Raw genomic sequence first — 20730 nt, 5'->3', positions numbered from 1 at the left:
TTCGCCTCTTCATCTGGCCAAAAATATCCCGGGGGTATGGGGGCAGAGCCCCCATGATAGCTCACAAAGCCGTCCAGCCGCCATCCACGGAAATGGTCGTGCCTGTGATCTGCGCCGCCGCGTCGGAACACAGGAACTGCACGGTGCCACCCAGTTGCTCGACTGTTGCAAACTCTTTGGATGGTTGCCGCTCCAACATGACATTCTTGATCACGTCTTCGCGGCTCATGTTGTATTCCTTCATCGTGTCTGGGATTTGCGCCTCAACCAGCGGTGTCAGCACATAGCCCGGGCAGACTGCGTTGCAGGTGATCGGTTCCTGCGCGGTCTCCAGAGCAACCGATTTGGTCATCCCTACAACCCCGTGCTTGGCCGCGACATAGGCCGTCTTGTAGGGCGAAGCCGTCAGACCATGGGCCGATGCGATATTGACGATCCGTCCCCATCCTGCCGCACGCATCACCGGCAGGGCTGCCGCCGTGGTATGAAAGGCCGAGTTCATGTTAATTGCGATAATCGCATCCCATTTCTCGACCGGGAACTGATCAATGGGCGAGACGTGCTGAATGCCCGCGTTGTTGACCAGGATATCGCAAGCCCCGGCCGTCGCAATCAGAGCGCGGCATTCATCGCCCTTCGACATGTCGGCCTTGATGTAGCGCGCCTTGGTTCCCGTTTCTTTTGCGATCTCGGCAGCGAGCGCATGATCTTCATCCCGATCCGTGAATGAGTTTAAGACCACGTCTGCCCCGGCCTTGGCCAGTTCGCGTGCAATGCCCAAACCGATCCCCGAATTCGATCCTGTGATGATAGCTGTTTTTCCCGACAGGCTCATAACCATTCTCCGCTGACCTCTGTTCAAATGCAGCATGCCATGCTGCACCTGCAAAGAAAACGGGGAAAGACGCTGCTAAAGTCTCGCGCTGATACGGCTTGCCGTAGCCAAAAAAAACGCCCGCACGAAGCGGGCGTTAAGTTATTGAGGCAGGTTTCATACAGGCAAGAAACCTATCGAGCAGTGAGACCTTTATAAGCAATTCCATGCCTTCATCCAAGCTAAAAGTTTGAAAATAAGAAAAATCATCGGTACGATGATACCCAACAAAATAAGGCCAGAGCAGGATTGTTTCCAAAATGAGCCCGGATTTTCTACGCCCTCTTCGTTTACTCGCAGCGGGAATCGCCTGCATTTTGGCAGCCCCTTTAGCGCAAGCAGATTCGTCACATGGCATAGCTATGTATGGCGATCCGGCTCTACCACCGGATTTTGTGTCTCTGCCCTATGCAAATCCGGATGCGCCCAAAGGTGGCAAGGTCGTTTTTGGGAATACGGGCGGCTATAACAGTTTGAACCCGTTTGTGCAAAAAGGCACCTCTCCGTGGCAATTGCGATTTTGGACCCATGAAAGCCTGATGGGCCGGTCCTGGGACGAACCTTTCACTCTTTACGGACTGTTAGCCGAATCGGTTGAGACGGCGCCGGACCGGTCCTGGGTCGAATTCACGCTGCGGGAAGAGGCAGCGTTTTCCGACGGAACACCTGTAACGGTCGAGGATGTGATCTGGTCGTTCCAGACATTGGGCACCGAAGGTCATCTGCGCTACCGCGGGCTGTGGTCCAAGATCGACAGTATCGAAGCAACCGGCCCGCGCACGGTCCGGATTTCGTTCAATGAACCCGATCGCGAATTGGCCTTGATCGCTGGGCTGCGGCCGATCCTCAAAAAAGCTCAGTGGGAGGGCAAGAGCTTTGCCGACGCCCCGCTGCAAGACATCCCGATCGGCACTGGCCCCTATGTGATCGATGACTTTGAGGCTGGCCGATACGTCAATCTGCGCCGAAACCCTGACTATTGGGGCGCAGACATCCCATTCCGCCGCGGTACGATGAACCTGGATGAGATGCGGATTGAGTTCTACGGCGATGCCACAGTTTTGTTTGAGGCCTTCAAGGCCGGAGAGCTATCCGCTGTGCGTGAATTCAACGCCGACAAATGGGACAACCAGTATGCTTTCCCCGCCATCCAGCGTGGCGACGTGATCAAAACCGAAATCCCACACGGTAAGCCCTCGGGCATGACCGGGCTTGTCATGAACACCCGCAAAGCCCCGTTCGATGACTGGCGCGTGCGCGAGGCGCTGACGCTGGCCTTCAACTTCGAATTTATCAACGACACGATTACGGGCGGCGCGCAGCCCAGAATTACCTCATATTTCTCGGGCTCCGATCTGGCGATGCAGCCCGGACCCGCCACCGGCAAAGTACAATCGCTGTTGGAACCGTTTCAGGAGGACCTGACCCCTGGCACTCTGGAGGGCTATGTATTGCCCGAAGGGGACGGCTCAGCCCGCAATCGCAGCAATATCCGCGAAGCAACCAAGCTGCTGGCTGAGGCCGGATGGACCATTCAGGGCGGTGTTTTACAGAACCAGAATGGTGAGCCTTTCCGGATAGGCGTTTTGTTGCAACAGGGCGATACCGAGATGCAAACAGCGGTCGAGATCTATGCCCGCGCGCTGGAGCGGTTGGGCATTCAGGTCCTCACCGAACAGGTGGATAATGCGCAATATACGGGCCGCATCGCCGAGTTGGATTTTGACATGACCCCGTTCCGCCGTGCGCTGTCCCTGTCTCCGGGTAATGAACAGCGCTTGTACTGGGGCAGCGAAAACGCCGATACTCCAGGAACTCGAAACCTGATGGGCGTTGTCTCACCGGCTGTGGACGGGATGATCAATGCCATGCTGGCCTCGGAGTCTCGCGAGGATTTTGTCGCAGCGACCCGCGCACTGGACCGGGTTTTGACAGCAGGTCGGTATGTCATTCCGATCTGGAATTTCGATGTTGGCCGTATCGCGCATATCCAGGAACTGAAATTCCCTGAAACGCTGCCGATCTACGGCGACGGGCCGCAATACATGCCGGAGATCTGGTGGTACGAAGGTTAAACCCCTTTGCGTCGCACCAAAAGCCTCACAAAGCGAATGGCCTGTTGAACCGAACACTGGATGCGAGGCTCCGATCGCGCCCCGACCCTTTTGCTATCCTGCTTCGGCAATAATCAGCACAGGGTGACATGCGCCCCATGTTTAGTGTGGTGGCGAAGAAAGATCGGCAACATACGTGTCAGACAGCTAAATTTGGTAGGTTTCCGATCATAGTCATCAATTCATTTTACTCATCATATTCTAGTGATATAGCCTGAGTGTAGGGAAACACACGATCAGCAGAAAATTAGCTCTTTCATATCAGACACCTAAACAGGCAGGACATTGACACTGACCTCGTTACATCGGACCGGCTACCACTCACTCACAAACTCAGGTCCAAAGGCCCGTTGCGGACGACCCGCAGCGGGTTTTTCTTTGGCAAACAACCCGCACACCACCTGCGACATTTTGTCATGTCTGAGGTTACTGTAACTGCTTCGTACCCTATCGGTGGGGGAGAGCAGTCCAGGTCGGATCAAGGGAGGCTCGCACATGTTGAACTGGGCAGAACTTACAAAAGAGCTGGGCGCCACTTATGCCCGCGCAAAACGGCGTTTTCCAAACCTGAGAGATCAGGACATGGACAGCGTCTGGAACAATCGTGAACGGTTCGAGGCCTATCTGGCCGAACGTCATCATCTGACGGTGAATGAAGCCCATGAAGAGGTCGAGGATTTCCTGTTCACCGAACGCCTGAACCACGAACTGGCGCATGCAGCCTTAGCCAAGTGACGTCACCCACAGGATCGTGGCATCTTCGTCGCTGACCGACACGACATTGTGCCCCATGCTGCCATCATAATAGGCACTGTCCCCCCGGCGCATTTCAACAGGCTCGTAGAACTCGGTGTACAGGCGCACAACACCCGTCAGCACATATAAGAATTCTTCACCATCATGGCGCACCCATCCGTCAAACTCGTCCATTGACCGGGCACGCACCCGTGCGCGGTAAGGCAACATCTGCTTTTTCGTCAGCGTCTCGGCCAGCAACTCATGCTCGTAGGTTGCGGTGGCATGGGCCGTCCCATCGCCCATCCGGGTCACCGCCATGCGCCCGATCACCTGATCGCGCTGTGGCGGAGTGAACAGCTGCGGCACCGAAATCTCCAACCCGATGGCCAGCTTTTTCAGCGCATCATAGGTAGGCGACATCTGCCCGTTTTCGATCTTGCTGAGGGTCGAGCGCGCCAGCCCGGCCTGCGTGGCGGCCTGTTCCAGCGTCCAGTTTCGTGCCTTGCGCAGTTCGCGGACACGCACGCCAAGGTCCAGAGGTTCAACCTCTGCCTCAACACCGGATTCGCGGGCAATGCGGATTAGGGACTTGGGATCTTGCGAGCTCATGGCCTTTCTATAGGACCAGCCAGCCCGGCTTGCAACGCAGCAGACGCCGCGTTAGCCAGACAGCATGTTATCGATCTTTGATCAGGGGTCACCCGCGCCCTGCCCTGCGCCGTTCAATCTGGCCGCCCATGTGCTGCGTCATGCGGATCGCTTGCCGGACAAAACCGCCCTGTCGGTTCTGGGCGCAAACAACACGGATGATTGGAGTTACAGCCGGTTGAAACGCGCCGTTCTGGGAACGGGCGCCGGCCTGTTGCAGGCTGGTCTGACCCCCGGAGACATCGCGCTGATGCGGTTGGGAAACACCGTCGATTTCCCCATCGCTTACCTTGGTGCGATCGCGGTGGGAATCGTGCCGGTACCGACCTCGTCGCAACTGACCGAACCGGAAACGGCCCGCATCTTTTCCGATCTTTCCCCGTCTGCCATCCTGCGTGATCCATCAGTAGCTTGCGCTGCACATCCGCATCAGATCGACCTGTCAGCGCTGAAAGCGATGCGCGACCTGCCCGCCGCCGAATTTGAATTGGGTGATCCCGAGCGGCTGGCCTATGTGGTTTACACCTCGGGCACCTCGAGCAAACCGCGCGCGGTTGCCCATGCGCATCGTGCCATCTGGGCGCGGCAGATGATGGTGGATGGCTGGTATGGGCTGACGCAGAAGGATCGCCTCTGCCACGCCGGGGCGTTTAACTGGACCTACACGCTGGGCACGGGGTTGATGGATCCGTGGACCATCGGCGCGACGGCTCTGATTCCGGAACCCGGCACCGATCTCGCCGCGCTGCCCGGATTGCTAAGGCGCAACCGCGCCACGATTTTTGCCGCCGCACCCGGCGTGTTCCGCAAGATGCTGCAAGGCCCGGAACAGATCGATCTGCCAGATCTGCGTCATGGGCTTTGCGCCGGAGAAAAGCTGTCTCCGCAGTTACATACGCGCTGGCAGTCCGCCACCGGCACTGACCTGTTTGAGGCCTATGGAATGTCGGAATGCTCGACCTTCATCTCCTCCAGCCCGGCGCATCCCGCACGTGGTGAAGCGCTGGGGCAGCCACAACCCGGTCGCCGCGTTGCGATCCTTGGGCCCGACGGTCCCGTTCCACAAGGACAGGACGGAACCATTGCTATCCATCGATCTGACCCAGGCCTGATGCTGACCTATCTCAACGCACCGGATGAGGTCGCGCAGCGTATGCAGGGCGATTGGTTCCTGACCGGCGATCATGGGGCCATGGCCGTGGATGGGCAGATCACCTATCTGGGGCGGGGCGATGATATGATGAATGCAGGCGGCTATCGCGTCTCACCGGTAGAGGTCGAATCCGTCTTGTCCAACTATCCTGGCATCACACAGGTCGGCGCCGCAGCGGTTGAAGTCAAACCGGACACATTTGTGATAGCAGCCTTCTATACTGGGCCCCAAAGGCTGGACGAGGACACTTTGCGCGCCTATGTCCAAGCCAATCTGGCACGCTACAAACAACCGCGTGCCTTCGTTCACCTTCCTGAGTTGCCGACCGGCGGCAACGGCAAACTCCTGCGCCGCGCATTGCCGGCCTATTTCAAGGCGACCACCGAATGACCCAGACCGTCAAGCTTGATATCCTGTCCGATCCGATCTGCCCGTGGTGCTACATCGGCAAAACCCATCTGGACAAAGCCTTGGCAAAGGTGCCGGACCACCCCTTTGTAATTGAGTGGCACCCGTTCCAGTTGAACCCCGATATGCCCGACGCAGGCATGGATCGGCGCGAATATCTGGAACGGAAATTCGGCGGCAAGGACAGTGCGGTGCGCGCCTATGCACCCGTGGTTGAACATGCCGAGAATGCGGGCCTCAAAATCGACTTTGAGGGGATGAAGCGCACGCCAAACACGCTGGACGCACATCGCCTGATCCACTGGGCCGGGATCGAGGGAAAGCAGAACGCCGTCGTCGATGCACTGTTCGACGCTTACTTCGTTCAGGCCCGCGATATCGGCGACCCGGAGGTTCTGTCTGACATTGCCGACAGTGCGGGTATGGATGCGGCAGTGGTGCTGAAACTGTTGAAATCCGACGCCGACCGCGAAGATATCCGCAACCGCGATACCCATTCACGCGAAATGGGTGTTGGTTCTGTTCCGACCTTCATCGTTGCCAATCAACACGCCGTTCCAGGTGCTCAACCCCCTGAAATGTGGGAGAAAGTGATTGGCGAGATCATGTCTCAACTTGAGGCTTCCTCTGCATAGAAGCACAGAGCTCTGTGCAAAATTCCGGTCTGGCGCAACCTGATCTGCCGTGATAGCGCGAACAGGTAAGGAGCGCCCATGGCCAATCGCATGTCCCGAGGGGAATTCATTGCGCTGATCGCAATGATGTTCTCGACCATCGCCTTTTCCATCGACTCGATGCTGCCCGCCCTACCCGAGATCGGCGCGCAGCTCAGCCCGGATGATATCAACCGCGCGCAGTTGATCCTAACATCATTTGTGTTGGGCATGGGGGTCGGGACCTTCTTCACCGGCCCTCTGTCAGATGCGTTCGGGCGCAAGCCGGTGATTTATGGCGGCGTCGCGCTGTATATCGCAGCTTCTGCCGTGGCTTGGGCCAGTTCGTCGCTCGAGCTGGTTCTGGCCGCCCGCGTGGCGCAGGGCCTTGGCGCCGCAGGTCCGCGCGTAGTGGCGATGGCGATCATTCGCGATCTCTATTCCGGTCGGATCATGGCTCGGATCATCTCGATCGCAATGATGATCTTCACGCTGGTGCCTGCCGTCGCCCCCATGCTGGGCGCAGGCGTTATCGCCCTGTTCGGCTGGCGCAGCATCTTTGCCCTGTTCATTCTGTTCGCCGTGATCGTGTGCATCTGGATGGGCAGCCGCCTGCCCGAGTCGCTGGCGAAAGAAAACCGCCGCCCGTTCCGCCTGCCGCTGATGGTTACTGCCACGAAAGAGATGTTTGCCCACCCCACTGTGCGCCTCTCGATCCTGGTGCAGACCCTCTGCATGGGCATCTTGTTCACTATGTTGACCATGGTGCAGCCTGTTTATGACGTGATCCATGATCGCGCGGACAGCTTTCCGTTCTGGTTTGGGTTTGTGGCATTGATCTCAGGTTCTGCCAGTCTGCTGAACGCCGCGTTGGTGGTGCGTATTGGAATGCGCCGCATGGTGACATGGGCACTTGGGGGGCAAATCCTGATCACGGCGCTTGTGATCGTACTCAGCGCAATCCCCATGTCACCCAATGCGTCCTTCGCGTTATTTGTGGCATGGCAAACAACTGTTTTCTTCATGGCCGGTGTGACCATGGGCAATCTCAACGCCATCGCAATGGAGCCGATGGGCCATATCGCGGGCATGGCCGCTTCGGTGATTGGATCGGTCGCCACCGTGTTGGCCGCCGCCATTGCCGCCCCGATCGGGTTGCTGTTCGATGGCTCGATCACGCCTTTGACAATTGGCATTCTGACCATGTGTATCACGGCCTTTGGCCTGATGGTTCACATGGGTCGGATCGAAAACAGATTTCCGCCTGACCCTGTGCAGACAGGTTAAATCGCGGTACCCTGCTGCCAAATTCGGGGGAGCTTCTGCAATGAGCTATGATTATGATCTAGGCAGCCATACCTGTCCTGTGACCACGTCCTCAACCGAAGCGCAACAATGGTTCGACCGTGGTCTGGTCTGGACTTATGGCTACAATCACACTGAAGCGGTGGCATGTTTCGAAAAGGCTGTCACGCATGATCCCAATTGCGCCATGGCCCATTGGGGCGTCGCTTATGCTGCCGGGCCGAACTATAACCTGCCTTGGGATTTGCAGGATGACCGAGGGCGGCAAGAAGCGCTGGCTAAGGCTTACGATGCCACACGGCAAGCCTTAGCGCTGATGGATGGATGCACCGAAGTTGAAAAGGCGCTGATCCAGGCTCTGCCCGCTCGTTACCCGCAACGGGACCCGGTCGAGGATATGCATCGATGGGATTTCGACTTCGCCGACGCCATGCGCGCAGCCTTCGCCACCCAGCCAGAACATCTGGACCTACGCACGATCTACGTCGAATCCCTGCTGAATCTGACCCCCTGGAAAATGTGGGATCTGAGCACCGGCAAACCCGCCGACGGGGCCGCCACACTAGAGGCGCAAGAGGCGTTGGAATGGGCGATGGAAAATGATCCCGCCGCGATGTCTCATCCCGGCCTTCTGCATCTATACGTTCATCTGATGGAGATGTCGCCAACCCCGGAAAAAGCGCTGAAAGCAGGCGACGTGCTGCGCACGCTGGTCCCCGATGCCGGGCATCTGGTGCATATGCCCACCCATATCGATGTGCTTTGCGGGCACTATCAGAATGTGGTGCACTGGAACGAAAAAGCCTCGGTCGCTGATCTTAAGTATTATGAGCGCGAGGGCGCGTTCAACATCTATACCGGCTATCGCCAGCACAACTATCACTTCACCATCTATGGCGCGCTGTTTCTGGGCCAGATGGAGCCCGCACTGCACGCCAATCGGGGGCTTTGGGACACCACGCCCGAAGAAATGCTGCGCGTCGAAAGCCCGCCCATGGCAGATTTCTTCGAAAGCTACATGTCGATGGGCCCTCATATCCTGATCCGCTTTGGTCGCTGGGAAGAGGCCAAGGCGCTGGAGTTGCCCGAAGACCCCGACCTGTTCCGCACGCTGACGGCAACCACGCATTACGCCCGCGCGATTGCCCATGCCGCAACCGGCGATGTGGCGCAGGCCGAGGCCGAGGAACAGCTGTTCCTAAGCGCCAAAGCCTGCGTGCCCGAGGCGCGGCGGCTGCACAACAACCGCGTGATCGACCTGCTGGACGTGGCAACGGAAATGCTGCGCGGTGAGATCGAATATCGCAAAGGCAATTTCGAGATGGCATTTGCCCATCTACACCGTTCGGTCGAGCTGGACGACACCCTGCCCTATGATGAGCCGTGGGGCTGGATGCAGCCCACGCGCCACGCCCTTGGGGCCTTGCTGTTCGAACAGGGCCATTTGGCCGAGGCAGAAGCGGTTTATCGCGAAGATTTAGGTCTGGGCGGCAACCTCAGCCGCGCCTCGATCCACCCCGACAATGTCTGGAGCCTGAAGGGCCTGCATGACTGCCTGAAAGCACGCGGCGAGACGGTTGAGATCATACAGATCAAACAACGGCTTGACCTCGCACTAGCAAGGGCTGACGGTGCTGTCGGCGCATCTTGTTTCTGCGCCCAAGCCGCGATGAGAGCTGCTGAATGAAATCACTGATTTTTGCGCTGGCCGTCCTGATCTGCGGGCCAGCCTGGGCCGACCGCCAAAGCTTCCCCCCCGTGGATCAGGCTGGCAATGACCCGTCGCTCGCCGCGTTCCGAGAAGACCTTCTGACCAAAGTCGCCGCCCGCGATACCGAGGCCGTGATCGCCGCCGCCTGCCCGGATTTCTATATCAGCCACGGCACAGAAAGCGGCCCCGAAGCCTTTCGCGAAAGCCTGACGGTGCCGCCCGAAACTTTGGAGGAGGAATACCGGGATCAGGCCGACGATATGCGTGCGGAATATTGGTCCGCACTAGAGAACACTTTGTCCCAACCCGGTTACTTCGACGATCAGGGCGAGTTCTGGATGCCGCATCAATGGCAGATCAGCCTGCCCGCTACGCTGGACCCGTTTCTGGCCTATTTTGTCACCGGAGACCGGGTCACTCTGCGTCGTTCACCGGCACGAAGCGGGGCCATCGTGGATTTCATCAGCCACGAGGTCGTCCTGATCCCCGACTATCTGGAAGGGGCCGAATACCAGCTGGTGCGACTGACCGATGGCACATTCGGCTACATACACAGCGATTTTCTGTGGTCCATGGTCGGCTACCGGGCCGCTTTTGTGAAATCCGACGCAGGCAACTGGCAGCTTTGCACCTTTGTGACCGGCGACTAGACTTTCGCCTTTTTCTTCTGGGCCATTAATTTCTCGGCCAGATCGCGGGCAATGGCGAAGGCCCCCTTGATCTTGTCACTGTCCTTCTTCCAGTCGCGCCGCACAACGATCTTGTTGTCCTTGACCTTGGCTAGACCGCGCTGGTTCTGGATGAACTCGACCAACCCCTCAGGAGAGGCGTATTTGTCATTGTGGAACTGGATGGTCGCGCCTTTTGGCCCGCCGTCCAGCTTGGCAATCCCGGCCCGTTTGCACATAGCCTTGATCCGCACGACCAACATCAACGTGTTGACCTCTTTCGGCAATTTGCCAAAGCGGTCGATCAGTTCAGCCGCAAAGCCTTCCAGTTCGACCTTGGTCGAGAGCGACGACAGGCGACGATAGAGGCCCAGACGCACGTCCAGATCGGGCACGTAATCCTCGGGAATCAGGACCGGGACGCCCAGATTGATCTGCGGGGCCCACTGGTCGTCGGCATCCGACAGCCCCTCCATCTCACCCGCTTTGATCTTGGCGATCGCTTCTTCCAGCATAGACTGGTAGAGTTCATAGCCCACGTCGCGCATCTGGCCGGATTGTTCTTCGCCCAACAGGTTGCCAGCCCCGCGAATGTCGAGATCCTGAGAGGCCAGAGTGAAACCAGCCCCTAGCGTATCCAGAGAGCCCAGAACCCGCAGGCGTTTTTCGGCGGTAGCAGTCAGTTTCTGGCGCGGCTTGGTGGTCAGATAGGCATAGGCGCGGGTCTTCGACCGCCCCACCCGGCCGCGAATTTGATAAAGCTGCGCAAGGCCGAACATATCGGCTCGGTGCACGACCATCGTGTTGGCCGTCGGAATGTCGAGCCCGCTTTCCACAATCGTGGTGGCCAGAAGCACGTCGTATTTGCCATCATAAAACGCGTTCATCCGGTCGTCGAGTTCACCTGCCGCCATCTGCCCATGAGCGACGACGTAAGTCAGCTCTGGCAATTGCTCCTTTAGAAACTCTTCGATCTCCGGCAGGTCCGAGATGCGCGGCACCACGTAGAAGCTTTGCCCGCCGCGATAGTGCTCACGCAGCAGCGCCTCGCGGACCGTCACTGCGTCAAACTCGCTGACATAGGTGCGGATGGCCAGCCGGTCGATCGGAGGGGTTCCGATGATCGAAAGGTCCCGCACACCGGTCAGGGACAATTGCAGTGTTCGTGGGATCGGCGTGGCGGTCAGGGTCAGGACGTGGATGTCGCTGCGCAGTTGTTTTAGGCGTTCCTTGTGACCCACACCGAAATGCTGTTCTTCGTCAATGATCAGCAGGCCCAGATTGTTGAACCGAATACCCTTGGCCAGCAACGCATGGGTACCGATCACGATGTCCACTGTGCCACGTGCCATCCCATCGCGGGTTTGTTGCGCTTCCTTCGTTGAGACGAAACGTGACAATTGTCGCACCTCCAGAGGGAAGCCCCTGAACCGATCCTTGAACGACGCCGCGTGCTGGCGCGCCAGCAACGTTGTTGGCGCAACAACAGCCACCTGCACGCCTGACATGGCTGCGACAAAGGCCGCGCGCATGGCGACCTCAGTCTTGCCAAAGCCAACATCGCCGCAAATCAAACGGTCCATCGGCGCACCAGAATGCATGTCCTCCATCACCTCAGAAATCGCACGCAGCTGGTCGTCGGTTTCCTGATAGGGGAAGCGGGCACTGAATTCGTCCCACGCATGAGGTGGTGGGTCCATAACCGGCGCTTTGCGCAAGGCACGCTCAGCAGCAATGCGGATCAGCTTGTCCGCCATCTCGCGGATGCGTTCTTTCAGCTTGGCTTTCTTGGCCTGCCAAGCGCCACCACCCAGACGGTCCAGCAGGCCTTCGTCATGGCCGTATTTCGACAGCAGTTCGATGTTTTCAACCGGCAGATACAGCTTGGACTGTTCGGCATATTCCAGCAGCAGGCATTCATGGGCCGCACCGGCCGCCGTGACGACCTCCATCCCCATATAACGCCCGATGCCATGGTCCACATGCACGACCAGATCACCAGGGGACAGCGATTGGGTTTCGGTCAGGAAGTTCTCGGCCTTGCGCCGTTTCTTGGGTTGCCGGATCAAGCGGTCGCCCAGCACATCCTGCTCGGCGATCACCGTCAGGTCAGGGGTTTCGAACCCGTGTTCCAGCGCCCAGACCGCCAGATGCAGCCCACGCTTGCCGACGCGAGCGCCGACGGTGACCGGGATGGCCTCGGCCAAACCTTCATCCTCGATCAGGCCTGTCAGACGTTCACGCGCACCCTCGGAGTATGACGCGATCAGGACCGGGCCTTTGGTAAGCTTGTTGGTGATATGGCTAGCCAGAGCGCCAAATAGGCTAATGCTTTCCTGCTGGCGTTCCGGGGCAAAGTTGCGCCCAATCCGACCGCCTGCATCTATGACGCCCGGCCCGCTGGCCTGCGGCAGCGGGCTGAACTGCATCACCCGACGGTCGCCTACGACTTGCTCCCATTCCGCGTCGTCCAGATAGAGCAGTCCGGGCGGCGTCGGCTTGTAAACCGTATCCATGCGCGAGCGATTTTCCAGCGCCAGACGCCGGGTTTCATATTGGTCCTCAATCGAGTCCCAACGCGCCAACCGCGCCGGTGTGACCTGATCGTCCAGCGAGATGGTCGCGCCGGGCAGATAGTCGAACAAGGTCTCAAGCTTCTCGTGAAAGAACGGCAGCCAATGTTCGATGCCCTGATGTTTGCGGCCCGCGCTGACGGCTTCATAGAGCGGATCATCCGTACCCGCCGCGCCGAATTCGATGCGGTAGTTCTGACGGAACCGGGTAATGGCCGCCTCGTCCAGAATGACCTCGGACACCGGGGCGAGTTCCACCACCTCCAACTTCTCGGTCGTGCGTTGAGAGACCGGATCAAACCGGCGCGCGCCGTCCAGAACGTCTCCGAACAGGTCCAGACGCACGGGGCCGGATTCGCCTGGTGGGAAGATGTCGATGATGCCTCCACGTATGGCGTAGTCACCGGGCTCCATCACCGTCGGGCTTTGAGTGAACCCCATGCGCACCAGAAACTGCCGTAGTGCATCCTCATCTACCCGGTGGTTCACACGCGCCGTAAACGCAGCCTCGCGCAGCACATCACGCGCAGGCACCCGCTGAGTCGCGGCATTCAAGGTGGTCAACAGCACAAACCGGTCGGGCATCTGGTGCACCAAGGCGGCCAAGGTCGCCACCCGCGCCGCTGCGATATCGGCGTTGGGCGAGACGCGGTCATAGGGCAGACAATCCCATCCGGGAAACACAAAGACGGGCATATCGGGCGCAAAGAAGGCCAATGCGGCGCGCATCGCCTCCATCCGCTTGTCATCCCGGGCGACGTGACAGACCGGCCCGCCGGAACGCGCAATCTCGTTCAGCACAAGCTGCGCGTCATACCCTTCCGGGGCGCCGCCGACTGTCACGTGGTTCGGAGCCTTCATCGCCTTGCCTTTCAGATTTCGCTATCCCAGAACGCCAATCGAGAGGTTCTGATACATGCCCCAGAGCGAAGTGACCAGTATCGAGATCATGCCGATGATCTGCGTGTACAAGCGACATCGCGACAGAGTCTTTGCGACCCTGTCCATGGTCAATTCATGCTGCCGTAAGCGGCGGGCGTGAAAGATGTTAATCAGCGTGACGATGGCCATTGGAAACATCAAAAGGAATAGGGCCTGCGCAAACTCGACCCCATAGTAAAAGCCCATCGTCGCCATGCCGGTAAATACAAAGCAAACCAACGCCAGCATAATAACCCCGGACATTTCAAGGAAATAGAGTAAACGATTGGTGTTGATCCGCACGATATCCAGCAAGTCAACTTCGACCTGGCCACCAACCCGACGCGCGCGAACGACCAGATCATAGGGCACCCCCATCACCCAATGGCTGGCCGTCGACCATATCACTGCAAGGACGATCCAGAACCACAGATTCGAAAAGCTGCGCATGTCGATGAGTTCGAAGATCGAGGTGTACCAGTCCAAACCCAGCCCTTTATTCAAATCCTCAGGGGGTTCTATCGCAGCGGCGCGTTCATTGGTACCCTTGAGCCCTTGGCGAATTCATGCCACCCAATGCGGCAATGTTCAAGGAGCACGCGCCATGAAACCAACCATCGCCCCCTACCCTCTGACCCGCTTTCGTCGGGCGCGGCAATCTGGTGCAATCCGGGCTTTGGTGCGCGAAAGCACGCTGACCACAGATGATCTGATCTGGCCCGTCTTCGTGCGCGATGGTGAAGGGATCGAAGAACCTGTCCCGTCAATGCCTGGCGTCATGCGCCGTTCGGTCGATCTGATTGCGAAGGCAGCAGTTGAAGCGCAAGCGCTTGGTATCCCTGCGCTTTGCATTTTTCCCTATACTGACGCGACGCTGAAAACCGAAGACTGCGCCGAGGCCTGGAACCCTGACAACCTGTCGAACCGCGCCATCCGCGCGATCAAGGCTGCGGCGCCGGACATCGCAGTCATGACCGATGTGGCGCTGGATCCGTACAACATCAACGGCCATGACGGCTATGTGGTGGATGGCGAGATCGTGAATGATCAGACCATTGAGGCACTGGTCAAGATGACCCTCGCTCAGGCAGAGGCTGGGGCCGATATCATCGGGCCGTCAGACATGATGGATGGCCGGATCAGAGCGATGCGTACAGCGCTGGAGGACGCAGGCCACCACAACGTGATGATCCTCAGCTACGCCGCAAAATATGCCAGCGCCTTTTACGGGCCCTTCCGCGATGCGGTGGGCGCATCTGGTGCGCTGACGGGTGACAAGAAAACCTACCAGATGGACCCGGCCAATTCGAACGAAGCGATGCGCCTGATCGAACGCGATCTGACCGAAGGGGCCGATATGGTGATGATCAAGCCCGGCATGCCCTATCTGGATATCTGTCGGCGCGTGAAAGACACGTTTGGCGCACCGACCTATGCCTATCAGGTCTCGGGTGAATACGCGATGATCCAGGCGGCAGCGCAAAACGGGTGGATCGATGGAGACAAGGTGATGCTGGAAAGCTTGCTGGCGTTCAAACGTGCCGGATGTGATGGCATCCTGACTTATTTTGCCCCACAAGTCGCGCGCATCATGCAGGGCTAAAACCCCAGTTTGTCGCGGCATTTCGCCGATCTTCGCTGGACAGACTAAAGCTTTCCCGTGACATGACGCGGCAATCGGCGTATTCTTGCACATAAGATCGGGATCACCCGACATATCAGGCACATAATACAAGAGACAGGAAACATGAGCAGTTCCCAATCCCCCCGACTGAGCCGTCGCGGCTTTGCCTTTGGCATGGCCGGTCTTACCGTGACCGCCGCTTGCGGCAACGGTGTAGGCAACTCGAACGCTGCGACGATTGATGCGCGCGTCGATGCAACCTTGACCGAAATGTATAGCCGTTACCCCAATACGGTTGAAATTGCCAACAAAGCCAATGGCTTGCTGGTCATGCCTTTGATCACCGAAGCCGGGTTTGTCTTTGGCGGTGGATATGGCCGCGGCGCACTGCGCATCAATGATGCAACGGTTGATTACTACTCGGCCGTCAAGGGCACAGCGGGTCTGCAGATCGGGGCCCAGCAATACGCCCATGTGCTGTTCTTCATGACCGAAGACGCTCTGAATGATTTCCGCCGTTCCAGCGGTTGGACCGCCGGGGCCGATGTGGGTTATGTGGTCAGTGATCAGGGTGAATCCCTGTCGACCGACACCACAACGCTGCGTTCACCGGTTCTGGCCGCCGTCTTCGGGCAAGCCGGTCTGCAAATCGGTGCCACGGTCGAAGGCACCAAGTACACCCGCATCATTCCCTGAACCAGTTACACCACCCCCCTTGGCCAACCCCGTCGTGATATTTGCGGCGGGGTTTGTCTTTGTCCGGGTTTGACGCAAGTTCCCTCCGCGTTCCTCTTTCGGTTGAGGGTCCCATCCTTTAGTCTTTGCGCAAACAGAAACTGAACGGGTAAGTGGGGCAACTATGGGTCTTGTTTTTCGCTGGCTGGTGCGCATCACCTCAGGCCTGATCCTGCTGGTGCTTGCAGCGATAGGTTTGATCTATTACCTGGCTAGCCAGTCCCTGCCCGATTATGATCAAACCCTTGAAGTACAAGGGTTATCCTCCCCTGTTGAGATCGTACGGGATACCGCAAACGTCCCCCATATTCTTGGGGAAACGGACCCGGATGTGTTCTTTGGCCTGGGTTTTGCCCATGCTCAGGACCGCCTGTGGCAAATGACGGTCATGCGCCGCACCGCGCAGGGCCGTTTGTCCGAGATCTTCGGGGCCCGTACCGTGCCCATCGACAAGCTGCTGCGCCGCCTTGATTTGTATGGCTTGGCCCATCGTTCGTTGGATGCCCAGGATGACTATACCAAAGCCGCGTTGCGCGCTTATGCGGCAGGCGTCAACGCCCGTCTGAGCCAAATCAACGAAGACGCGCTGGGGCGCGGCGCGCCCGAGATGTTCCTGTTCAACGCGCCGGTGTCGCCCTGGCAACCGGGCGACAGCATCGCTGTGATCAAGCTGATGGGACTACAGCTTTCCGGCCACTTGCAAGACGAAGTTCTACGCGCCCGCACGTCGTTGATGTTGAACGACCCAGCACGCCTAGCTGACATCTTGCCGGACGTTCCGGGTGCCGGCATCGCAGCCTTGCCGGAGTATGCCGAGCTGTTCCCCGGCCTGCCCCGGTACGCGGCCGGCACCGAGATGCCCGATACGCCCCTGTCGCCCTTCCCGAAACGCGGGCTAGCGGGAGCCTCAAACGCCTGGGCCGCAGCGCTCGCACGTTCAGCCAGCGGCGGCACCCTATTGGCAAACGACCCGCATCTGGGGTTCACCGCGCCCGGCATCTGGTATCTGGCCCATTTGGGGCTGGAAAACGGTGGCGTGATAGGTGCTACGATCCCCGGCATTCCCGCCGTCATGAGCGGACGCAGCGATCAACTCGGTTGGGGCCTTACTTCGTCCTATCTGGACGATCAGGACCTGCATATCGAGCAATTGAACCCAGACAACCCGGAAGAATACCTGACACCCGACGGACACAAGGAATTCCGCACTCGCCCCTCGATCATTGAGATCAAAGACGAGGCGCCAATCACCCTGACCTTGCGCTGGACCGAGAATGGTCCTGTGCTGCCCGGCAGCCATTACGATCTTGAAACCGTGACACCACCAGGTCATGTCGTCTCCTTGTCGTGGACGGCGCTAAGCCCCAACGACACTTCAATGACCGCATCGATGGGTCTGATGAACGCGAACTCGGTATCAGAGGCCATCGAAACCGCCGAACTGTTTATCTCACCCTCGCAAAACCTGTCACTGGTCGACACGGACACCATTGGCATGAAGCTTATCGGTGCAATGCCCCAGCGCGCCCTGCGCAATCAAAGCAAGGGTCGCATCCCTACACCTGGCTGGATCGAGGCCAACCGATGGCAAGGCCGCCTGCCTTACGCCAATAACCCGGAATTTGTGTCTCCGGTCGGCGGGCTGTTGGGCAACACCAACAACAAGATCATCGACCGGCCCTTCCCCAACCATGTCTCATACGAATGGGGCGACACCCAGCGCGTCCATCGTTGGGAACGCCTGATGCAATCGCGCGAGGTTCACACCCGCGACAGCTTTATCGAAGCGCAACTGGACACGGTCAGCTTTACGGCGCGGTCACTGCTGCCCCTGATCGGGGCTGACCTGTGGTTTACCGGCGAATCCGCCCCCGAGGGGACGCCGGAACGTCAGCGCCAAATCGCTCTGTCCCTGTTGGCCGACTGGAATGGTGAGATGAATGAACATCTGCCCGAACCGCTGATTTACGCCGCCTGGCTGCGCGCGCTGCAGATCCGTTTGATCGCCGATGAGCTTGGCCCACTAGCCAGCGAATACAAACATGTCGAACCTTTGTTCATTGAACGTGTTTACCGCGATATCGACGGCGCCTCTGTCTGGTGTGATGTGCGCCAAAGTGCGCCGGTTGAAACCTGTACAGACATGGCGCGACTGGCGCTGGATGATGCCCTGATCTGGATCGCCGAGAACTATGGCCGCGCGCTGGAAACTCTGCGCTGGGGCAATGCCCATCAGGCAACCCACGACCACCCCGTTTTGGGAGAGGTGCCGGTGTTGCGCTATTTTGTGAACATCCGCCAATCGACCAGCGGAGGGGACAATACATTGCTGCGCGGTCGCACCTCGGGCGAAGGGCCCGACCCGTTCCAGAACGTGCACGGCGCAGGCTATCGCGGTGTCTATGACTTCGCCGATCCCGACAGTTCGGTCTTCATCACTTCGACCGGGCAATCCGGGCATTTCCTGTCACGCTACTACGATGATCAGGCACAGCTTTGGCGGCGCGGTGAATACATCCCGATGTCGCTGGATATCGATCTGGCCCGCGCCGCCGCCGTTGGTGTGACAAATCTGATCCCGCAATAATCCGCCCATTCGGCGACTCCCCGCCCTGTTTGGCGGGGCGTCATGGAACGATTGACGAATTTCCCCTACCATCCCGACACCGATCTTCTGGGACCAAGGGGGCAATCATGGCCAGCATTCGGGACGTCCTGAACAACCTTGCGCGCGACTATGCCATCGCCTGGAGCTCTGGCGACGCTGCTGCCGTTGCAGCTTATTTCGCGGCGGATTGCCAGATGGTGATCAACGGCGGCGAACCTTTGGAAGGCCGCGATGCGATTGCTTCGATGGCGCAAGACCTGTTTGCCGAGATCCCCGATCTTGACCTGAGATGCGATATGCTGCGATGGGCCGGGCCCCGGGCCCTATTCGTCTGGACGCTGGAAGGCAAACATACCGAAACAGGCAATGCGGTCGTGACCCGCGGGTGGGAGGAATGGGAGCTGGACCCAAGCCACAAGATACGGTCCTCAAGCTGGTGGTTTGATCTGGCAGAGTATCAAAAGCAAGTTGGTCGGGACGGGACCTAGAGCCCCGCGTATTGCGCGGCCTGCTTCTCGGTCCACAAGACGGTGATTTCAAACCCGTCTTCAGTTTGCTCTTCAGATCGAACCACATCCTGACGGAACAGCCAGGCGCGCTTGTCGCCCTCGGAAAAGCCCAGAGACAGCGTGATCTGATGGCGCACGCCTTGCAGTTTCCGCGCAATCTCGGCCAGCAACGGGTCGACCCCTTCGCCGGTCACAGCGGAGATTGCGAAAATCGCCGGATCACGCTCGGCCCGGGCCAGCGTGGCCTCTTTCTCGTCAGTCTCCAGCAGGTCGGTCTTGTTCCAGACCTCAAGCATCGGGCGCTCATCATCAACACCCAGCGCGGTCAGAATCGCCAGCACATCTTCGGCCTGCGCCTGCGAGTCGTCATGGCTGATATCACGCACATGCACGATCAGATCTGCGCCCAGCACCTCTTCCAGCGTGGCGCGGAAGGCAGCGACCAACTCCGTCGGTAGGTTCGAGATAAAGCCCACCGTGTCCGACAGGATCACTTCGGGTCCGTCAGGCAGAACAACCCGTCGCATGGTGGGGTCCAGCGTGGCGAACAGCATGTCCTTGGCCATCACCTCGGCCCCGGTCAGGCGGTTGAACAGCGTCGATTTACCCGCGTTGGTATAACCAACAAGGGCCACGATCGGGTACGGCACCTTGGCCCGCGCCGCGCGGTGCAGGGTTCGGGTTTTAACCACTTTCTGCAATTGGCGGCGCAGCCGGACCAGTTGCTCATCAATGGCGCGCCGGTCGGCCTCGATCTGCGTCTCACCCGGACCACCGACAAAGCCCAATCCGCCGCGCTGACGTTCAAGGTGGGTCCAGGCCCGCACAAGTCGCGTCCGCTGATAGCTGAGCGCCGCCATTTCGACCTGCAACACCCCTTCGCGGGTGCGGGCGCGATCGCTGAAGATTTCCAGGATCAAACCGGTCCGGTCGAGTATTTTAACCTTCCACGCCTTTTCCAGATTGCGTTGCTGCACCGGAGTCACCGGTCCGTCGATCAAAACCAGCTCGACCTCGGCGTCATGCAGCCGTTCGGCCAGTTCCTCGATCTTTCCACTGCCGAACAGCAGCCCGGGTTGGGCGCGTTGCAGACGCACGACCTCGGACCCGATCACATCCAGATCGGGCAATGCGGCAGCCAGTGCCACCGCCTCTTCCAGCGCCGGTTCGGGAACGCGGCGCTGTTCATCTGATTTGATTTCAGGATGCAGCACCCAGGCCCGGGTGCGCGCCCTTTCATGTTCCATCAAGAGGCGTCTTCGCCCTCATACAGGCTGATCGGCTGCGATGGCATGATCGTCGAAATCGCGTGTTTGTATACCAACTGCGACTGTCCGTCGCGGCGCAACAATACGCAGAAATTGTCAAACCAGGTGATCACACCCTGCAATTTTACACCGTTGATCAGGAAAATCGTGACCGGGACCTTTGCTTTCCGTACATTGTTCAGGAACGCGTCCTGAAGATTCTGTCTGTCCGAAGCCATAT

17 protein-coding genes are annotated in these 20730 nt (G+C 58.8%); 11 read left to right on the top strand and 6 right to left on the bottom strand.

Features of this window, described 5'->3' with window-relative positions:
- Positions 1–61: 61 nt before the first annotated feature.
- On the bottom strand, positions 62–835 hold the full coding sequence (locus tag ACR0DH_RS03160) for a 3-hydroxybutyrate dehydrogenase (RefSeq protein ID WP_480547098.1): 774 nt from the start codon (positions 833–835) through the stop codon (positions 62–64).
- Positions 836–1134: 299 nt separating this feature from the next.
- Between ACR0DH_RS03160 and ACR0DH_RS03155 the strand changes: the two genes are divergently transcribed.
- Together ACR0DH_RS03155 and ACR0DH_RS03150 are read left to right on the top strand one after the other, a co-directional pair.
- Entirely contained in the window at positions 1135–2949 is a 1815-nt protein-coding gene (locus tag ACR0DH_RS03155) for an extracellular solute-binding protein (RefSeq protein ID WP_480547096.1), read from the top strand.
- 534 nt (positions 2950–3483) lie between these two features.
- The gene (locus tag ACR0DH_RS03150; protein WP_353006984.1) at positions 3484–3723 is read left to right on the top strand and encodes an SPASM domain-containing protein; all 240 of its coding nucleotides are present in this window, start codon (positions 3484–3486) and stop codon (positions 3721–3723) included.
- Here ACR0DH_RS03150 and ACR0DH_RS03145 read toward each other — a convergent pair.
- On the bottom strand, positions 3712–4335 hold the full coding sequence (locus tag ACR0DH_RS03145) for a helix-turn-helix domain-containing protein (protein ID WP_480547094.1): 624 nt from the start codon (positions 4333–4335) through the stop codon (positions 3712–3714). The genes ACR0DH_RS03150 and ACR0DH_RS03145 overlap by 12 nt on opposite strands.
- 64 nt (positions 4336–4399) lie before the next feature.
- Here ACR0DH_RS03145 and ACR0DH_RS03140 point away from each other — a divergent pair, with 64 nt between their 5' ends.
- The 5 genes from ACR0DH_RS03140 to ACR0DH_RS03120 all read left to right on the top strand — a co-directional run bounded on the left by ACR0DH_RS03140 (position 4400) and on the right by ACR0DH_RS03120 (position 10254).
- Positions 4400–5917, top strand: coding sequence for a class I adenylate-forming enzyme family protein (locus tag ACR0DH_RS03140; RefSeq protein WP_480547092.1), 1518 nt, complete (start codon positions 4400–4402; stop codon positions 5915–5917).
- The gene (locus tag ACR0DH_RS03135; RefSeq protein WP_480547090.1) at positions 5914–6570 is read left to right on the top strand and encodes a DsbA family oxidoreductase; all 657 of its coding nucleotides are present in this window, start codon (positions 5914–5916) and stop codon (positions 6568–6570) included. The genes ACR0DH_RS03140 and ACR0DH_RS03135 overlap by 4 nt, the downstream gene beginning before the upstream one ends.
- Before the next feature lie 78 nt (positions 6571–6648).
- Entirely contained in the window at positions 6649–7875 is a 1227-nt protein-coding gene (locus ACR0DH_RS03130) for a multidrug effflux MFS transporter (RefSeq protein WP_480547088.1), read from the top strand.
- A gap of 40 nt (positions 7876–7915) precedes the next feature.
- Positions 7916–9580 (top strand): tetratricopeptide repeat protein, encoded by a 1665-nt coding sequence (locus tag ACR0DH_RS03125; protein WP_480547086.1) that lies wholly within the window; start codon positions 7916–7918, stop codon positions 9578–9580.
- Positions 9577–10254: an SH3 domain-containing protein gene (locus ACR0DH_RS03120; RefSeq protein ID WP_480547084.1), complete on the top strand. Its 678-nt coding sequence runs from the start codon at positions 9577–9579 to the stop codon at positions 10252–10254. Before ACR0DH_RS03125 ends, ACR0DH_RS03120 begins: the two co-directional genes overlap by 4 nt.
- Here ACR0DH_RS03120 and mfd read toward each other — a convergent pair.
- Complete coding sequence (mfd, locus tag ACR0DH_RS03115; protein WP_480547082.1) at positions 10251–13706, bottom strand: transcription-repair coupling factor; 3456 nt, start codon at positions 13704–13706, stop codon at positions 10251–10253. The two genes, ACR0DH_RS03120 and mfd, sit on opposite strands and share 4 nt — an antisense overlap.
- Before the next feature lie 21 nt (positions 13707–13727).
- Positions 13728–14252 carry a component of SufBCD complex gene (locus ACR0DH_RS03110; protein ID WP_170530313.1) on the bottom strand — a complete coding sequence of 175 codons (525 nt, stop codon included), beginning with the start codon at positions 14250–14252 and terminating at the stop codon, positions 13728–13730.
- Positions 14253–14370: 118 nt separating this feature from the next.
- Between ACR0DH_RS03110 and hemB the strand changes: the two genes are divergently transcribed.
- The 4 genes from hemB (at position 14371) to ACR0DH_RS03090 (ending at position 19221) form a co-directional block, all read left to right on the top strand.
- Complete coding sequence (gene hemB, locus ACR0DH_RS03105) at positions 14371–15369, top strand: porphobilinogen synthase (protein ID WP_480542756.1); 999 nt, start codon at positions 14371–14373, stop codon at positions 15367–15369.
- Between the two features lie 144 nt (positions 15370–15513).
- Positions 15514–16086, top strand: coding sequence for a lipid-binding SYLF domain-containing protein (locus ACR0DH_RS03100; protein ID WP_480542754.1), 573 nt, complete (start codon positions 15514–15516; stop codon positions 16084–16086).
- A 163-nt stretch (positions 16087–16249) separates the two neighbouring features.
- Positions 16250–18712: a penicillin acylase family protein gene (locus ACR0DH_RS03095; RefSeq protein ID WP_480547080.1), complete on the top strand. Its 2463-nt coding sequence runs from the start codon at positions 16250–16252 to the stop codon at positions 18710–18712.
- Positions 18713–18819: 107 nt separating this feature from the next.
- Complete coding sequence (locus tag ACR0DH_RS03090) at positions 18820–19221, top strand: nuclear transport factor 2 family protein (protein ID WP_480547078.1); 402 nt, start codon at positions 18820–18822, stop codon at positions 19219–19221.
- Here the strand turns inward: ACR0DH_RS03090 and hflX are convergent.
- On the bottom strand, positions 19218–20489 hold the full coding sequence (gene hflX, locus ACR0DH_RS03085; protein ID WP_480547076.1) for a GTPase HflX: 1272 nt from the start codon (positions 20487–20489) through the stop codon (positions 19218–19220). The two genes, ACR0DH_RS03090 and hflX, sit on opposite strands and share 4 nt — an antisense overlap.
- Positions 20489–20728, bottom strand: coding sequence for an RNA chaperone Hfq (gene hfq / locus ACR0DH_RS03080; RefSeq protein ID WP_010440340.1), 240 nt, complete (start codon positions 20726–20728; stop codon positions 20489–20491). The genes hflX and hfq overlap by 1 nt, the downstream gene beginning before the upstream one ends.
- Positions 20729–20730: the final 2 nt, after the last annotated feature.

It is taken from the genome of Ruegeria sp. I1 (genome assembly GCF_056532675.1).
This window is presented reverse-complemented; position numbering and strand designations above follow the sequence as displayed.

Coding starts and splice junctions, on each gene's coding strand:
- ACR0DH_RS03160 (WP_480547098.1), bottom strand. CDS start 835: ATGAGCCTGTCGGGAAAAACAGCTATCATCACAGGATCGAATTCGGGG.
- ACR0DH_RS03155 (WP_480547096.1), top strand. CDS start 1,135: ATGAGCCCGGATTTTCTACGCCCTCTTCGTTTACTCGCAGCGGGAATC.
- ACR0DH_RS03150 (WP_353006984.1), top strand. CDS start 3,484: ATGTTGAACTGGGCAGAACTTACAAAAGAGCTGGGCGCCACTTATGCC.
- ACR0DH_RS03145 (WP_480547094.1), bottom strand. CDS start 4,335: ATGAGCTCGCAAGATCCCAAGTCCCTAATCCGCATTGCCCGCGAATCC.
- ACR0DH_RS03140 (WP_480547092.1), top strand. CDS start 4,400: ATGTTATCGATCTTTGATCAGGGGTCACCCGCGCCCTGCCCTGCGCCG.
- ACR0DH_RS03135 (WP_480547090.1), top strand. CDS start 5,914: ATGACCCAGACCGTCAAGCTTGATATCCTGTCCGATCCGATCTGCCCG.
- ACR0DH_RS03130 (WP_480547088.1), top strand. CDS start 6,649: ATGGCCAATCGCATGTCCCGAGGGGAATTCATTGCGCTGATCGCAATG.
- ACR0DH_RS03125 (WP_480547086.1), top strand. CDS start 7,916: ATGAGCTATGATTATGATCTAGGCAGCCATACCTGTCCTGTGACCACG.
- ACR0DH_RS03120 (WP_480547084.1), top strand. CDS start 9,577: ATGAAATCACTGATTTTTGCGCTGGCCGTCCTGATCTGCGGGCCAGCC.
- mfd (WP_480547082.1), bottom strand. CDS start 13,706: ATGAAGGCTCCGAACCACGTGACAGTCGGCGGCGCCCCGGAAGGGTAT.
- hemB (WP_480542756.1), top strand. CDS start 14,371: ATGAAACCAACCATCGCCCCCTACCCTCTGACCCGCTTTCGTCGGGCG.
- ACR0DH_RS03100 (WP_480542754.1), top strand. CDS start 15,514: ATGAGCAGTTCCCAATCCCCCCGACTGAGCCGTCGCGGCTTTGCCTTT.
- ACR0DH_RS03095 (WP_480547080.1), top strand. CDS start 16,250: ATGGGTCTTGTTTTTCGCTGGCTGGTGCGCATCACCTCAGGCCTGATC.
- ACR0DH_RS03090 (WP_480547078.1), top strand. CDS start 18,820: ATGGCCAGCATTCGGGACGTCCTGAACAACCTTGCGCGCGACTATGCC.
- hflX (WP_480547076.1), bottom strand. CDS start 20,489: ATGGAACATGAAAGGGCGCGCACCCGGGCCTGGGTGCTGCATCCTGAA.
- hfq (WP_010440340.1), bottom strand. CDS start 20,728: ATGGCTTCGGACAGACAGAATCTTCAGGACGCGTTCCTGAACAATGTA.